General features: G+C 31.0%; 14 protein-coding genes. 2 read left to right on the forward strand and 12 right to left on the reverse strand.

Going from position 1 to position 16700, the window contains the following annotated elements:
• Window positions 1–567: 567 nt before the first annotated feature.
• The 11 genes from citF to WBG30_RS04895 all read right to left on the reverse strand — a co-directional run bounded on the left by citF (window position 568) and on the right by WBG30_RS04895 (window position 12414).
• Window positions 568–2106, reverse strand: a complete 1539-nt coding sequence (citF, locus tag WBG30_RS04845) for a citrate lyase subunit alpha (RefSeq protein ID WP_424503514.1) — start codon at window positions 2104–2106, stop codon at window positions 568–570.
• A gap of 119 nt (window positions 2107–2225) precedes the next feature.
• Complete coding sequence (locus tag WBG30_RS04850; protein ID WP_424503515.1) at window positions 2226–3095, reverse strand: HpcH/HpaI aldolase/citrate lyase family protein; 870 nt, start codon at window positions 3093–3095, stop codon at window positions 2226–2228.
• Entirely contained in the window at window positions 3095–3361 is a 267-nt protein-coding gene (gene citD / locus WBG30_RS04855) for a citrate lyase acyl carrier protein (protein WP_424503516.1), read from the reverse strand. The genes WBG30_RS04850 and citD overlap by 1 nt, the downstream gene beginning before the upstream one ends.
• A gap of 185 nt (window positions 3362–3546) precedes the next feature.
• On the reverse strand, window positions 3547–4788 hold the full coding sequence (locus WBG30_RS04860; RefSeq protein ID WP_424503517.1) for a methylaspartate ammonia-lyase: 1242 nt from the start codon (window positions 4786–4788) through the stop codon (window positions 3547–3549).
• 30 nt (window positions 4789–4818) lie between these two features.
• Window positions 4819–5613: a glutamate racemase gene (gene murI / locus WBG30_RS04865; protein ID WP_424503518.1), complete on the reverse strand. Its 795-nt coding sequence runs from the start codon at window positions 5611–5613 to the stop codon at window positions 4819–4821.
• Window positions 5614–5683: 70 nt separating this feature from the next.
• Complete coding sequence (gltS, locus tag WBG30_RS04870; protein ID WP_424503519.1) at window positions 5684–6880, reverse strand: sodium/glutamate symporter; 1197 nt, start codon at window positions 6878–6880, stop codon at window positions 5684–5686.
• A 118-nt stretch (window positions 6881–6998) separates the two neighbouring features.
• Window positions 6999–8456, reverse strand: a complete 1458-nt coding sequence (locus WBG30_RS04875) for a methylaspartate mutase subunit E (RefSeq protein WP_424503520.1) — start codon at window positions 8454–8456, stop codon at window positions 6999–7001.
• 13 nt (window positions 8457–8469) lie between these two features.
• Window positions 8470–9888, reverse strand: coding sequence for a methylaspartate mutase accessory protein GlmL (gene glmL / locus WBG30_RS04880; protein ID WP_424503527.1), 1419 nt, complete (start codon window positions 9886–9888; stop codon window positions 8470–8472).
• A gap of 33 nt (window positions 9889–9921) precedes the next feature.
• Window positions 9922–10344, reverse strand: a complete 423-nt coding sequence (gene glmS / locus WBG30_RS04885) for a methylaspartate mutase subunit S (RefSeq protein ID WP_424503521.1) — start codon at window positions 10342–10344, stop codon at window positions 9922–9924.
• A gap of 337 nt (window positions 10345–10681) precedes the next feature.
• Complete coding sequence (locus WBG30_RS04890) at window positions 10682–11362, reverse strand: hypothetical protein (RefSeq protein ID WP_424503522.1); 681 nt, start codon at window positions 11360–11362, stop codon at window positions 10682–10684.
• Window positions 11363–11574: 212 nt separating this feature from the next.
• Window positions 11575–12414, reverse strand: a complete 840-nt coding sequence (locus WBG30_RS04895; protein ID WP_424503523.1) for a WYL domain-containing protein — start codon at window positions 12412–12414, stop codon at window positions 11575–11577.
• Window positions 12415–12599: 185 nt separating this feature from the next.
• Here WBG30_RS04895 and cysK point away from each other — a divergent pair, with 185 nt between their 5' ends.
• Window positions 12600–13523, forward strand: a complete 924-nt coding sequence (gene cysK / locus WBG30_RS04900; protein WP_424503524.1) for a cysteine synthase A — start codon at window positions 12600–12602, stop codon at window positions 13521–13523.
• Between the two features lie 209 nt (window positions 13524–13732).
• Complete coding sequence (locus tag WBG30_RS04905) at window positions 13733–14635, forward strand: sensor domain-containing diguanylate cyclase (RefSeq protein WP_424503525.1); 903 nt, start codon at window positions 13733–13735, stop codon at window positions 14633–14635.
• Window positions 14636–14739: 104 nt separating this feature from the next.
• Here WBG30_RS04905 and WBG30_RS04910 read toward each other — a convergent pair.
• Window positions 14740–16700 (reverse strand): autotransporter domain-containing protein (locus WBG30_RS04910; protein ID WP_424503526.1); only part of this gene is annotated, 1961 nt, incomplete at its 5' end.

Below are 16700 nucleotides of genomic sequence, written 5' to 3' on the forward strand. Positions count from 1 at the left end.
ATGATGTCACTAAATATTTAGCATTAAGAAGTGGTTATGAATTTGAAATTAATAATAATTATGAAAGTAATAATTTCAATTTAGGATTTTCATACAAATTTAATTCTGCAAAAGACTTTATTTCAACTACACCCAAAACTACAAAATAAGACCTATTCAAAAAAAGGTTAAATATAATTTAGCTTAGGGACTCTTGCAAGTTTTGTGTAAACTCTAAAAATTAATGTAAAATTTTTATAAAATGAGGAGTAATAATTTTTTAATTATTGCTTCTCGTTTTTAATATATTAGAACTTTATTTTTTATTTCTTTAATTAATTCGTTAAAATCTAAGCTACTCTCTAATTAGCTCTTTTCGCGCTAATTTATCAGGGGATAAATCTTTTCTTCTTTTTCTCATAAAAAAACCTCCAAATTAATGTAATTGTAGTTTACACTAATTTGGAGGTTTACACAAAACCAGTTTCTGAATTGAATTTTACAATCTAGGTATTAAAAATGAGGGATAATAATTAAAAAATATTTCTATAAAGTATAAGGATCATCTTTTTAGTTTTTTTATTCCTCTTACTTTGCCTTTCTTACTACATCTAATACAGTTCCATCTCTATATTCGATTACTGCTACAATTTCATCAGTAAATTCTACATCTCTTGGTTTCCCTGTCATAGCTTCACCAATATTTTTTAATTCTTCAATTGTCATAATAGGTAACTTCGTTTTCTTTAATCTTTCTATTAATTCTGTTCTCTTAGGATTAATTGCTATTCCTCTTTCAGTTACTATTACATCGACAGTTTCCCCTGGTGTAGTCAGAGCTGTTACTCTGTCTTTTATAGCAGATATTCTAGAGTTAGCTAATTGAGTTACTATTATAGCTAATTTAGCTCCTGCTGATGTATCTGCATGTCCACCAGAACCACCCATGATAGTCCCATCAGAAGTAGTAGTTACATTTACATTAAAGTCTGTGTCTATCTCTGTAGCTCCTAAAATCACTACATCTAATTTATTTACTACACATCCTTTGTTGTCTGCATTTGCATACATAGATGCTGACATAGTTATATGTCCTGGATTTTCCTTCGCTGATTTTATAGCCTCCAAATCAAAACATTGTACATCAAATAGTGATTTAAATAACCCCTCTTTATACATATCTACTATATAACCAGTTATTCCTCCAGAAGCAAAACTTCCTTTTATGTTATTTTCTATCATTTCAGCTTTCATATCTGCTGCTACTGCTAGAGATACTCCTCCAGCTCCAGTTTGAAAACTCATTCCATCTTTAAAATATCCAGAGTTTTTAATTAATTCTGTAGTCATATTTGCTATTTTTAATCCAATTGGATTTTTAGTGATTTGAGTAGTTCCAGATACGATTCCATTAGGATCTCCTATTGCGTCTACTACTACTACATAGTCTATTAGTGTTTGAGGAATATCAATAGTTTGGTTTGGATATTCTACCAAATTATCTGTTATAGCCACTACAATATCAGCAGTTTCTGCATCTGTATATGCATATCCCAGTGCTCCACAAGCTGATTTACCGTCTACACCATTTATATTTCCATAATCATCCGATGTAGGAGCTGCTATAAAGGCAATATCTATACTTAGATCTCCAGATTCCATTATTCTAGCTCTTCCACCGTGGGTATGCATTACTGCTGGGTTTTCTAATTTCCCAGCTGAGATAGCATCTGCTACTGGCCCTGAGATATATGCAGCATATATACTAGTTACTACTTTTTTTTCTATCAATTCTACTAATTCTCCGTGACAAGGAAAAATTGAACTTGCTGCAATAGTTATATCTTTATAGCCTCTAGCTGCTATTTTTCCCATTACCATGTTTAAGATAAAATCTCCATTTCTTAAGTGATGATGAAATGAAACTACCATCCCGTCTTTTAATGGTAATTTGTCCAATACCATATCTAAATTATCATGTAATTTTTCTTCTCCAGGTAAGATATTTGTCATCTTGATCGATCTTTTAGTTTTTACACCTTTAGATGCTTGATATCCACCATAATGTTTTACTGTTCCATAACCTTTTATATTATCGGGTACTTCTCTACCTAAGATATTTTTCATATTTAATTCTCCTTTTTATACTCTTTCCCTGTTGTCGTTTTCCCTTCATAAAGGAAAACTATAGCTAAATATTATCGCTTTAGTTTCTTTTGCGAAGAGAAACTATAAAAAGGAAGAGTCTATTTTATTAATCCTATTATCCTAGCTGCATTCAATGTATTCGCTGCTCTACTTATAACAGGTGCATCTATCATTTTCCCATCCAAAGAAAATACTCCTAACCCCTCTTTTTCCGCTTCATCTTTCGCATGCATAATTCTATTAGCCCATGTAATTTGGTCAGCTGTAGGAGAGTATACTTTATGTATTGTATTTATTTGTCTAGGGTTTATAGATAATTTCCCTGTAAATCCTAGTTTTTTTGCATGAATTGTATCAGCTAATAACCCTTCTTCATCGTTAGTGTCTGTAAATGGTGTATCTATTGCATCTATTTTTAGTGCCTTACAAGCATTTATTATCTTTGTTCTTGCATAAAATAATTCTTCTGAATCTTTTGTTCTTGCAACTCCTAAGTCAACAGACAGATCCTCTCCACCTAAACAAACTGAATCTACTCTATCACTCATTTGAATTGTTTCATAGACAGTCTCTACACCATATGTAGTTTCTACTAAAGCATGAATTCTAATAATACCTTTCTCGAATCCCTCTTCTTTTTCTATCACTGTTAACATCTCATCTAATCTTTTCATATCTTCAGGTGTTGCCTTTGGTAATAAGATAGCATTTGGTTTCAGTCTAGCCATTACATCTATATCCTCTAGTGCATATGGAGTTGAAAATGGATTTATTCTTATTACTACTTCTGTAGTTCCATAATCAAAAGCCTTTAATGCTCCCTTTATTAAGATTCTAGCTGCGTCTTTTTCTCCTAATGATACAGCATCTTCTAAATCTAATATAACTGAATCAGATCCAAAAACTTCCGCCGTCTGTAGCATACCTGGATTATTTCCTGGCATAAATAACATACTTCTTCTTAGCATTACATCTCACCTGCCCTAGTTACTGCTGTTTCAATTCTAGCCCTTATTGTATAATCAAGTGCTCCCTTATCGATGGCTTTTATAATCACATCTTCTACTCCTAATTCCTTCAAACTATTTTCTATTTGTGTTCTTATCTCTATTCCAAACTGCTTTTCTACAATACTTTCTAATTCTATTTCTATTCCATTGGTACCTGGAATTAACATTATTGAAATGTCATTTGATTCCAATGTTCCCGCCTTAGCTGGTTTTAATATTTTCATTATTTTCACCTCTATTTTTATTGTTATCTATTCCCTTTTTTTTGACACAGACTTTAAAAAGACTTTTTTGACACAGATCCCACAGATAAAAACCTTGGCATAATCCGTGGTTCCATTATATATATTTTTCAAAATATTTAAGAAAAGGTAGTTTTAAAAACTACCTTTAATTTTAAATATTTGAATTATTTTCTGCTATTAACTAATGCTTCTACTCTATTCATTTCATTTCCTACGATCATGATACCTTCGTCTACACCCATTCCTGGTTTAGCTAATACTTGTAATGCTCCACAAGCCATTGCTATATTTGTAGTTACTTCAGCTGATCTGTTAGTTTCGTTACAAGTTCCACCAACATAAGAACCGATCCCTTTTTCGTTACAGTATAGAACTGCCTCTGCAATATTGTTTACTCCTCCTAAATCTGGAGTTTTAATTTGTACTACATGTCCTGCTTTTCTATCAGCGAATAATTTAATATCCTCTAATGTATTACACCATTCATCAGCAACTAATTCTACATTAATTCCTCTTCTGTCTAATTCAGCAGTTAAAGCAGATAACGCTTCTACTGTAGCTTCTCTTTCTTCTAAGTCCATAGGACCTTCGATTCTCAAGTGGAATGGCTTTGCAGCTTCTTCTAATTCAGCTAATAAATTAGCTTGTTTTGTGATATCTTGATCAAATGCTACTCCCATTGTTCCATATACATCGATGTGGAATATAGGCATATAATCTTCAGATTCTCTTAATTTTAATACTCTATCGCTTAACCATTTTACGTAATCTCTTAAGATAGATCCATCTTTACCTAATTTAGTTTCAACGTGGTTAATTAATGCATGTGGCATAATGTCTGCACCTTTGATGATCATCTTGTCTGCATTGTTTTTTCTGTCGTCTCCAGATTGAGTGAATAATGGTAATCTTTTAATTTTTACGTCAGTTGCATATTCTTTTTTTATTACTTCTGCCATAGTTATCTTGTTTGCTTTTGCTGTGGCATCTAAGATAGCTTGACTTAATCCATATCTGATAGCGGTATGTAATCTATTCCCATTTAATTCCATTGTATCTATCTCTTCAGCTAATGGTCTGAATTCATTTACATCTCTTCCAATTAATTTTGGAGCAATTTCGTTTTTGATAACTGGAATAAAGTCAGATGCTAAGAATAATGGGTCTCTTCCACCTGCACCAGAATATTGTACTGCAGCACAATCTCCATGAGCTACTTGACCGTCTTCTAAGATAAACATTACAGAGATAGATTCTCCTGCTTGTCTAATCCTTTTAAATCCTTCAGTAACTGGCTCCCCTACGTAATCAAAACCATCATGACCTGCTCCTGCTTTTATAGCTCTTTGGTCGTCAAAATAAAATCCTGTTTTTCCCGCTGAACAAATGATATCAATAATTTTCATGTGATACATCTCCTTTTATATTCGATTAATTTAGTTTAATGCCTGTTTGATTTCTTTTATTGGTTTACCCAATATTTTTTCTGCTATTTTTTTAAATTTATTAACGTTGCCCGAGGTATAAAAAGAAACTAGCCCTTTTGATTCTCTTTTATTTAAGAGTTTTAGCTTTTTTAGGAGTTTCTCTGCCTCTAACGCTGTTTCTTTGGCTGGGTTCACAAATTTCTTTCCTTTTAACTCTCTATAAAAATATTCTTTTATAATAGGATAATGAGTACATCCAAATACCACAACATCTATTTCCATGGGCAATTTTTTTACATAATATTTAATTATATCCTGATTTTCTTTTGTGTCTTCCCATTCTGATTCAATCATTTTACAAAGTGGTTTACACCCTATTTGATAGACTTCTATATCTTTATTGATTTTTTCTATTTCATTTTTATAGGCATTCATCTTTGCTGTAACAGGTGTAGAAAACACTCCTATTTTATTTTTCTTTGTCAAATTTATAGCACTTATCGATCCAGGAGCTATTACTCCTATCACTGGTATATTTAATCTGTCTTTCAATACTTCTAGGGCTACTGCTGTGGCGGTATTACATGCTATAATCAACATTTTTACATTCTTTTCTATTAAAAAGTCACCTATATTCAAAGTGAATTCCAAAATCTCTTCTGTAGTTTTTGATCCATAAGGAGCTCTTAAATTGTCTCCAAAATATATTAATTCTTCATAGGGTAAGATTTTTTCAACTTCTTTTAAGACTGTTAATCCTCCTACACCAGAATCAAATATTCCTATTGCCCTTCTACCTTTCATAATCTTATCTCCTAATATCATAATTTTATTGTATAAAAATTATACTATTTTTAATAAAATTTTAACAGTCTTATCCAAGCATATTCATGAAGAAAGTAATTACGGATGCATTAGTAAAGTCAATAAACAATGCCCCTACTAATGGTATTACAAAGAATGCTTTAAACGATGGATAGTTTGCTGCTGTAAATGACTCCATATTTGCTATTGCATTTGGTGTAGCTCCCATTCCAAACCCACAATGACCACAAGCCATTACTGCTGCGTCATAATCTCTTCCCATTACATTAAATGTAACGAAGTATGCAAATGCTCCCATTAATACAGTTTGAACTAATAATATAGTTACTAATGGTACTGCTAAAGCCGCTAAGTCCCATAGTCTCATAGACATAAGTGCCATAGCTAAAAATAACGATAATGAAGTATTTCCAATAATAGTTATCTCTTTATGATTTAATTCCTTTTTCATCGAATCTGATATATTTCTAATAATTGCTGCTACTAACATTGGTCCAATATAGATTGGTAAAGTAATCCCTACCGTCTTTAACCATCCTACTAATACTGATCCTATTCCCATAGAAATAATGATAACAGTTGCTGCATCAAAGAACGTATGTTCTGTAACTTCTATAGCTTGATTTTCATTTGTTATATCAGCGTGTTCATCTGCTAATAATTCTTCATTTGGTTTCAGATTAAACTTAGTCATAAGTCTTCTTCCTATTGGTCCACCAATTAGACACCCTGCAACTAAACCATATGTAGCTGATGCTATTGCAACTGCTGTAGCTCCTGTAGCTCCTGCTTGTTCTAATAATGGTCCAAATGCACCTGAAGTTCCATGTCCCCCTGTAAGTGGAACCGATCCTGCTGCTAATCCAAATAATGGTGGTAATCCAAATACCTTAGCTAACGATATCCCAACTACATCTTGAAGAATTACTAAAGCTGTTGCTGCCACTAAGAATATTACAACTTGAACTCCCCCTTTGGCTAAAAGTTTAAAACTAGCCATAAATCCAATAGTGGTGAAGAAAGCGATCATAAATAAACTCTTCAATGTACCATCAAAATTAAATTCAAAGGTATTTGTATAGTGACCAACTAAAGTCAATATAGCAAAGATAACTCCTCCTATAACTGGTATTGGTATAAAAAATCTCCTTAATAATCCAACTTTACTTCTCACAAACCTACCTGTCAATAACACTATAACAGCCATAAATAACGTGGCTATATTATCCATTTGAAACACTTCCATTTTTTTGCCCCCCTTTGTACCCCATTATATATATATATATATATTTTGGTGACTCTTCACACTCCCTTTTTTTTGAGAAAAGGCAGACTTTCAAATCTACCTTTGCATTAAAAATTTGTTATTTATTTTCTGGTCTTCCAATTAAGTTTCCTTTTCCTACTGCAAATATATCATCTACTGTCATTTGAAAACTAACTTCTCTACCTTCAAAATCTGCTCTTTTTTGTAATTCGGCTTTATTAAATGCTTTGATTTCATCTGTAAATGGCATATTCCCACACTCTAAATATCTAATTCTACCTTGATTATCTCTAGCTGGTAACATTTTACCCATGTTTACCTTCGCTGGTGCGAATGGAATATCAATTACACCTTGCTTAACTGCTTCAACAGTTCCAATAGCTAAGTCTCCATTTCCAAGGTCGTATACCTTGTCCATTATACATTTGATCTCTGCTTTTATTTGTTTAATCTCTTTATCTAGTTCTTCTGAATCAGCTAATGTTTGACCATCTAATAAGTTTAATACCATTTTAGTTGCTTTTATAGCATTGGCATTAGCTTCTTTTGTCGGGATTCCAATAGCTTCATGAGTAGTTTTCACTATTACTTTTGTTGCACCAGATAATCTTGCTGCTGCTGCTCCATTTGATATTACGCCATAGGCTTTAGATTCATCTTCTGGGAACCCTCCCATCCATTGATGAAAAACTGTAGTTAATTGCATATCTTTATATCCAAATTTTTCACAGTATTCTTCAGCTAATTCTTCTAATGTTCTTATTGCTGCTACATCTTGAATTAAATTTCCGCATTGTCCATATCCCAAAGTGATACTCTTAACACCTTGTTCTGCTGCTAATAAACACTCTATTAATTGTACTGCATTTGATATTGATACTGGAACTAATGTCCCTGTTAATGGCCCGTAAGGTTCTCTATTAATAGAAACACCTTGCTCTTCATACCACCCTACTAATCTATCTATATATTGCCAGTCTCTTATTGTTCTTTCCATAGATACTGCTTTAGCATATGGTAAGTTATAAGAAATTCCTCCACCTTCATACGAAGTCCATCCAGAAGACATTGTGATCTCAGCCAATAATCTTGCATCAGGAGTTCCATGTCTTACTTGTAAAGGTTTGTCAACTGATTCTAATACTCTTTTACAACCTTTTACCCCATAGTTTACACCTGGGAAACCATTTAATAATGATCTTCCTGCTTTTTCTGACTCTTTAATTCCTCTTTCACACTCTTCATATCTATTTAATCTAGTATATGAATCTATAGTTGATGGTAATAAATCTGCTCCACCTTCTTTAGATAGAAAGTTTAGTAATTCAATATGTTCACTTAATAATGCTACTCCAGCTCTTGGTTGTGCTAATGTTTTTCCATTTTTCTTAGCGTCCCATAATTTTTTAGCAAAGTTTTTATTATCAGGTAGTGCCTTTAGATATTTTACTCCTTCAGCTAAATCTACCTCTTCACCTGTAGGCCATTGCTTTAAAACTTCTTCTCTTGCTTTAAAAAATTCTTCTTCTGTCCACTTTTTATTTTTAACATTCATTAATATTATCCTCCTAATTAACTCTCTCAAGATATTTTTTCATTATTCTAACTGCCATATCTGGTTTTTCTCCTGCAAGGAGCCCCATAGCCGACAATATATATGTACTATCAATTAAATATTTTGGTGATCTAGGTAATAGGTGTACAGGTTGTTCTTTATTAAATTCCCCAGCTTTTAATATATTCATAGGGTTTTCACTATGTACCAATACTCCACCTGTTCCAATTACATATTTAGTATCTAAAAGATCTTTTCCATGTTGGTAGTACATTACTCCCATTGGAGTAAATACACTTTCTAACCATCCACAGTGTCTCACCATTGCAATCTCAGTTCCCGCTCCTGCCATAGCTTCATCGAAAAATATTTCTTCTGGTGTTTGTGGAACCATCATTATATTTTCATGTCTGTGGTTACAGTGAGCTTTTACATCGATCTCTTTATGATCATCATTTAAATATTTTCTTATTTTTTTTGTCCCTGCTGCTTCTAATAATGAGAGTGCAGAGTATCTCATACCAAGATCCCCTTCAACAGTTCTTTTAGCAAAAGGTTCTTCCAATCCTTTTGGAATTACACCTGCATTAGTCGGATCCCCATCTGCCAATGAATGAATATCAGTTGTGGCTCCACCGATATCTACAACCATTAAGTTTCCTAACCCTTCTTCATCGTCACTACCTAGAGCTAGTACTTCTGCGGCTTTTAATACAGCTGCTGGAGTAGGCATAAGTATTCCAGATATAAAGTCTTCGGCATTTTTCATCCCTTTAGCTTCTACTATCTTTGTCATAAATATCTTTCTTATCGCTTCTCTTGTTGGTTTTTCATTTATTTTATTTAATTTTGGCATAACATTTTCTGTTACTATATAATCTATATTTGCATCATCAAATATCTCTATAATTTCATCGTTAGCACTTTTATTTCCGGCTAATAATACAGGTATCCCTATTTTTACTTTTGCTATTAATTTAGCATTGTGTATGATACATTTTTTATTTCCACCATCTGTTCCACCTGCTAACAATAATATATCTGCATCTGAATTTTTGATCTCTTCAATTTCGCTATGATTTAATTCATAAGAATATGTTTTCATAACTCTAGCTCCTGCACCTAGGGCAGCTTTTTTAGCAGCATCTGCTGTAAGCTCAGGTACAAGACCTATTGCATACATCTTTAGTCCACCAGCAGCCGAAGAACAAGCTATTTTTTTTACAAAATTAATATCTTCGAATATTACGTTTTTTTTCTCTATGCATAATTTTAGTGTTTCATATGCTTTTTTTAAACCGATCATTATGTCATCTTCGATTGTAGTTATGTCTTTAGCTGTAGCCAATATCTCTTCAGTCTCTAGATCAACAGCTGTTAGTTTAGTATAGGTACTTCCAAAGTCAATCAATAAGTAGGCATTCATTTCCACCACTCCTAATTTTTATAATGCATCTTTTTTTATTTATAATTTAATCATCCCTAAATCTTTTTTCATATCTTCAGCTGTAACTTCGATAGGTGTTCCTGGTTTGTATACTCTATCAAATCCCATGTCTAAGAATCTTTTATTTACCTCTTCCCAAACTTGCTTTCCTACTACAATATTTCCTCCAACGTATAATTTAACATCTTGTAATCCTGCTTCATCACATTTTTCTTTAAATCCTTGACAATCTAATTCTCCATGCCCATACAATGATGAGATGATGATTGCATCTGCATCAGTTTCTACTGCTGCATTTATAAAATCTTCTTGAGGTGAAATAACTCCTACATTTATTACATTAAATCCTTGTTGTGTTAACACATGGTCAATAATCTTATTTCCAACTGCATGACAGTCTGATCCAATTACTCCGATTACTATAGTCTTTCCATTTTTCATTTTTGACCTCCAAAAATTATTTTTAGTTTCTTTTACTATCCCTTTATAAAACTATTCTACTCAATTTCAAACAAAAACACAATAGAACTGAACATTCAAAAAAAAAATACCAATATATACTAAGTATTCACTTAATATATGCTTGGTATTTAATTAATCTAAGTTAACCTGTTTAAACAACATTTCGTTCACTCATACTTCATTTTTTCCCATAAAAGATCATATAAGTACACTTTTTTCACTTTATTTATTTATATAATTTGATAATAAACATTTATTATATATATATAACTTTACTCTAAAACATTGATTCTGCCCTATTTCTGAAATTAATAAACTATAATAGAACTACAGCTAAAACAGAATCTACTATTACATCTCTTACACCTGCTAAACATGGTATTTTATTTTTATTTTTCATATGAGGACCAAAAGTTACTAGAATCTTATTTTTACTTAATTCATATTCCTTTGCATTTGATCTGCGATCTTTTATACCATTTCCAAATTCAATAGCACTTACTTCCTCCATAAGACTATGAATCACTTGTGAAAATTCCCCTTTAATAGAATTTAAGTCCATTGTATATGGGAGTTCACACTCTACTACTCCTCCTATTGAATCACTTGTACCTAACATCTTTTGAATAGCAATAGTTATATAGTCTTTATTCTGTTCTGCAGTATTTATTCCACCTATCTCTATTGCTAATGCTTGCAATTCATACGGTATATGTTTCTTAGCTACAGTACCAGCTAAAACTACTGCTGAAAGTATATCTCCATATAGATATTCAAAAATAATATCTTCTCCTGTAGTAACCTCATCCTTTATTCCTTGCAATACATCGATCTCTTCTCTAGGATCTACAGTAACACCTTCCATCTTTCTTCTATGAAGATCCATTCCAAAATCTGTAGGAGTAATTGATATCCCATTTTTTACCCCTCCTACTATTAATCTCACTCCATTTTCTATCTCTACTATTTCTACAGTCATATTTTTACCAAATTTCATTCTATTCCTCCATCTGTCTCTTTTTCTTTTTTTATTATACCATAATCTATAATAAGCTAAATTTCTAGTAGGAAAAGTTTTCTTTATGCAGGTCAAGAAAACCTAATAAGCTTTTTCTGTCACGAATTACACAAATTACATCTTTACTGTTACAACACGGAAGTTTGTTTTATTTTTAAATTAAGACCTTTAATTTGAAGTTTATAGTCGTTCTATTCCTCGTCTTTTTTATACATATTTATCATATTTTTAGCTTCTACAGAAAACCATTCCCTTAAACTTAGGGGTAATATTATCTCTACATCACTCATAAAGTAAGCAAAATATCTCTTTATCTTCTCCTCTGATCCCTCTACTACCCATCTATCATCTAATTTTTCTATCAATTTAGGCCTATTGGTTTTTATCCTATCATATTTTTCTTTTCCCTTTCCACTTAATCTTATCATGACTTCCATGCCATAGGACAAAAATGGGTCAAAATTCCCTTTAACTCTCTCAAAATATTCTGCATCTCCTGAATATCTTTTCTCATCTAATATATATACATATTTAATATTATATAATCTATAGTTTTTATAAACGTTCTCTTCTTCTAAATAACAAAATAAATAATTACTTACTTCCATACTAGAGTATAAAATATTATAGGGGCTTACAATTTTTTCAGCGGTTTCAAACTTTATCTTTATTTTTTTTTTAGTTTTTATCCCCCTTTCAATCCTTTTTATTAATTTTTTAAATATAAATCTCTCTCTTATAACCTTAGATTGAGATATATAGCCATATATTAAACTCCTTATGAGGGAAGCTTCTGTCTCAAAATTGCTTCTATTATATACTTCTGTATAAAAATCCTCATTTTCTTTATTTAGATTGAACTGAACAATCTCCTTTTCTCCATGAAATTCAGGTATGTTTTTTTCCCTTAACAAGCTATAATTTTTCACTAAGTAATTTAATAGAAAATTTTTACTTATTCCAAATTCTATAGCATCATATTTTAGTATATCCCCCATGTATTTTGAGATAGTAACCCTTATTTTTTTCATTTTTCACCCTCCATTTTTACAGTTCATTTTTATAGAACACTTTATAATACATAATAGCCTTAATTATAAACTTTTACAACATATTAATAGAACAAAAAATAATTATTTTTGTTGATTTAATGTTCTATATATAGATGTTATAATAATAAGAGAATTATTAAATAATTAATAGAGGTGGATAGAAAATGAAAATATTAAACAACATCCTAGAAACTGTTGGAAGAACTCCAATTTTAAAAATAAATAATATCAACAATACCCATGCAGATATCTATATCAAATTGGAATCTTTTAATCCTGCTGGTTCTGTAAAAGATAGAGTAGCTCTAAATATGATAGAAGTAGCTGAAAAAAATGGACAATTAAAAAAAGGTGATACAATTATAGAGTCAACTAGTGGAAATACAGGAATTGGTCTCGCTATGGTCTGTGCTGTAAAAGGATATAAATTAATAATTGTCATGCCTGATTGTGTAAGTGTCGAAAGAAGACAACTCCTAAAAGCCTATGGTGCTAAATTAGTTTTAACTGATGGTTCTTATGGGATGAAAGGGTGCTTATGTAAACTTGATGAACTTATGAAACAATATCCAAATAGTTTTGCCCCTGATCAATTTTCAAATCCAGCCAACCCCATGGCACACTACAATACTACAGGAACTGAAATTTGGGAAACTTTTAAAGAGGAATTAGATATCTTTGTTTGTGGAACAGGAACTGGAGGAAGTTTTTCAGGAGTTGCAAAATATTTAAAAGAAAAAAATAAAGATATTTATACTGTTGCTGTAGAACCTATGAGATCACCATTTATCTCTACAGGCGTTATAGGTCCCCATGATATTCAGGGAATGGGTATGAGTGCTGGATTTATTCCTTCTACATTTGATCCATCAGTTATGGATGAGATAGCCACTATCTCCTACGAAGAAGCTCAAGAGATCACCAATAGATTGGCCAAGGAAGAGGGGGTATTAGGAGGAGTTTCTTCTGGAGCAAACTTAGCGACTGCATTAAACTTAGCTAAACGTCCTGAAAATAAAGGGAAAAAAATATTAACTCTTATTATGGATACAGGAGAAAGATATCTTTCTAGCAATATATTTTATTAATTCAATTTATATAATAATTTATAAATTTAAAGTTTAAATCTATCTTCAGATTAATTATATTAATCTGAAGTTTTTTTTATAAAAAGTCAATGTGATGTTATATCTAAATAAACATATTTAAATTTTGTATAAAAATATTTATATTGTATAATTATGATGCACCAATAATAAAATCTAGAATTTATAATCATTCACAAGGAGGATAATTTATGGAAAATTTAACAATGAATATGAAAGCTGTTTTAAATAATTTATATGATGCTGTTTATATTGTTGATACAAATCGTAAAATGATTTATTGGAATAAAGCTGCCGAAGATCTAACTGGTTATAGTAGTTCAGATGTAATTGGAAGCCACTGTTTTGATAATATCCTTAATCATATAGACTCTAATGGAACTCAATTATGCAAAAATTGTTGCCCTTTAATGGCCGCTATTAAAGATGATGAAATAAAAGAGGCAAATGTTTTCTTTCATCACAAAAATGGTCATCGCATCCCTATATTTGTAAAAGCCTTTCCCTATAAAGACTCAAATGGTGTAATTATTGGAGCTATAGAAATTTTTAGTGAAATTTCAGAGCGTAAACAAATTTTAGAAAAAATTAAAAACCTTAGTCAGTTGGCAATGTTAGATGAATTAACTAAAATTCCAAACAGAAGATACACCGAAAACGTTATTAAAATCAAATTAAACGAATACTCATTGAATAAAATAAATTTTGCTTTAGTTTTTATTGATATCGATAATTTCAAACATATTAATGATAATTATGGACATGATGTAGGCGATATGGTCCTCAAAGCTATATCAAAAACATTTTTAAATAATTTAAGTGGTGATGATGTAATAGGACGTTGGGGTGGGGATGAGTTTTTAGCTGCTTTTTCTGGAATTGAGGAAGAAGGTCTAAAAATGGTAACAGAAAAATTAAGAATGTTGGTCGAAAACACTGTTGTAGATATTAAAGGAGAACATTTAAAGGTTACAATATCTATTGGTGCTGTACTTGTGACTCCCGAAGATGATTTAAGCACCCTTATAAAAAAATCAGATACTCTTTTATATAAAAGCAAGAAAAATGGGAAAAACTGCATCTCAATAGGTTAGTATTTTCACAAAAACCCTCCAAATTAATGTAATCGTAGTTTACAGTAATTTGGAGGGTTACACAAAATATGAGACAGACCCTAGTGTTAGTATAAATACTAATACTATTTTTTATTTTCAGTTTTTTTGGCACCCTCTATCTGATCTAGATGCAGTTGGTTAAATTTTAGTTTCACTGTTCTATTACCTTCTTTATGAATTATAGTATCATTAGGAAAAATTGGATTTTCTTCTCCTAATCCTTTTATGGTAACTTTAATTTTATCATTTTTTAAATTATTTTTTATTACTTTATTTACAGCCTGGGCTCTTTTTTCTGATAATTTTTGATTGTATTGATTTGTTCCAATACTATCGGTATGTCCTTCTATAGTAAGATTTCCTTCTACAGATTTTAAATCCATAACAATTTTTTTTATAGCTTGTTCATTTTTTTCAGTTAAATTATAACTGTCAAATTTAAAATTTATATATTCACTAATATTTAAAAATTGAATTGTCTCCACAGGAACAAAATCTTCTACACTATTAAATTTGTATGTGAATCCAATATTAATATTATTATTTTTATAATTTTTATATTCGCATCCTGCTCTTACTAAAAACTCTTCCGATATGTCATATTCACCATTTACAGCTATTAGTAAAGTTTTTCTATCATAATTTAATTTTTCAACTTCTAAATCATATCCAGAAACTTTTCTTGTATTATGAAATGTATCTTCACTATTATATTTATATCCTGCTCCAAGATCCCATCTGAACTTGCCTTCTCTATTTCTTAATTTCAGACCTAAAGTTCCTACATATCCTGCTCCATTTGCGCTTTCTAATTTGATCCCATTTTTATATTTAAAACTATCTTCAGAAACATTTATATAATCTATTCCCATAGTTGGTACAAGTTCTAATTTGTTTGTCAATTTGTAGTTATAAGACCCCTCTACTCCTGTTTTTAAAACATATGAATTATATTTTCCTGTTTTTATTCCGCTAACAAAATTAGTTTTAGCTTCATGAGTTGATAAACCTAAACCTAAACCTAAATTTAAATTAAAGTTTCCTTTTTGATATTTTCCAAACAATTGACTGTTATATGAATCTATTTTTTCTTTATGATTCTGTTCCGGTGCTACAATATTTATATTCCCAATTTTAACACCATTATATTTAACATTATTATTTTCATATGAAAATCCTGTTCCTAGTGAGAAATTTTTAGTTAATTTATACATATAAGTTGTTGCTACACCATCTGAATTAACATCATAGTCATAATTATATGATTTACTGCCTTTAAATTTACTATTTCCTTTAGTCCCTAGATAATCTACTGTAAATTTATCTTCTCCGACTTTAAGGTTTTTAGAATCTAAATTTGTTAAATTATTAGTAATTCTTGTCAATTCATTCATACTGTCTAAGTCTAATCTATTTCTTGGTATTAATATTTTTGATGTCTGTTGTTTTGGTGGTGTTAATTGCCGTGACATAGATGGAGCTCTTAAATATTTTTGTTCTAATAAAATAGCCCCATTACTTCCTACTCTATCTCCAACAGTCATTGTCTGCCAACCTTTAGACACCCCCGTCTCTCCAGATATCGTAAACAAATCAGGGTCTGCTACTTGTGCTCCACTAACAGTTGCTATTCCATTTATCCTAAATCCAGAGATCATACTATTATTTTTTTGAGCCTCACCTATTATTCCTAGAGCACTCTTTCCAGCATTAACTAAAACAATATGACCGTTATTTGTTTTAGTTATTGTTTTAGCAATAATCTTACCGGTTTTATCTGTTCCACTAGAACCTATCCCATCATAATCAACGGCTACATTAATAGTACCATCAACAGTTAAGTTCCCAGTTGCACCAGTTACATCATTTAAATTATATATTTTAAGACTGCCAAATGCAGAACTTTGATAATTACTCCCATTGGAAACACTCAAGTTATATGTTCCTTTAGCAATTACATCTCCTGTCACTACTAATTTTTCAAAATTATGTACAGAATGATTTCCTACATCAATTAATCCTTTCCCTGATAAAATTAAAGTAT

The sequence above is a fragment of the Psychrilyobacter sp. genome (assembly GCF_049671765.1).
Taxonomy (GTDB): Bacteria; Fusobacteriota; Fusobacteriia; order Fusobacteriales; family Fusobacteriaceae; genus Psychrilyobacter.

Excerpts from the sequence above, each read along its gene's own strand:
- citD (WP_424503516.1), bottom strand. The coding sequence starts at position 3,361 with ATGAAAATATTAAAACCAGCTAAGGCGGGAACATTGGAATCAAATGAC.
- cysK (WP_424503524.1), top strand. The coding sequence starts at position 12,600 with ATGAAAATATTAAACAACATCCTAGAAACTGTTGGAAGAACTCCAATT.
- citF (WP_424503514.1), bottom strand. The coding sequence starts at position 2,106 with ATGAAAAATATCTTAGGTAGAGAAGTACCCGATAATATAAAAGGTTAT.
- WBG30_RS04890 (WP_424503522.1), bottom strand. The coding sequence starts at position 11,362 with ATGAAATTTGGTAAAAATATGACTGTAGAAATAGTAGAGATAGAAAAT.
- gltS (WP_424503519.1), bottom strand. The coding sequence starts at position 6,880 with ATGGAAGTGTTTCAAATGGATAATATAGCCACGTTATTTATGGCTGTT.
- WBG30_RS04875 (WP_424503520.1), bottom strand. The coding sequence starts at position 8,456 with ATGAATGTTAAAAATAAAAAGTGGACAGAAGAAGAATTTTTTAAAGCA.
- murI (WP_424503518.1), bottom strand. The coding sequence starts at position 5,613 with ATGAAAGGTAGAAGGGCAATAGGAATATTTGATTCTGGTGTAGGAGGA.
- WBG30_RS04895 (WP_424503523.1), bottom strand. The coding sequence starts at position 12,414 with ATGAAAAAAATAAGGGTTACTATCTCAAAATACATGGGGGATATACTA.
- WBG30_RS04905 (WP_424503525.1), top strand. The coding sequence starts at position 13,733 with ATGGAAAATTTAACAATGAATATGAAAGCTGTTTTAAATAATTTATAT.
- glmS (WP_424503521.1), bottom strand. The coding sequence starts at position 10,344 with ATGAAAAATGGAAAGACTATAGTAATCGGAGTAATTGGATCAGACTGT.
- WBG30_RS04850 (WP_424503515.1), bottom strand. The coding sequence starts at position 3,095 with ATGCTAAGAAGAAGTATGTTATTTATGCCAGGAAATAATCCAGGTATG.
- WBG30_RS04860 (WP_424503517.1), bottom strand. The coding sequence starts at position 4,788 with ATGAAAATTATTGATATCATTTGTTCAGCGGGAAAAACAGGATTTTAT.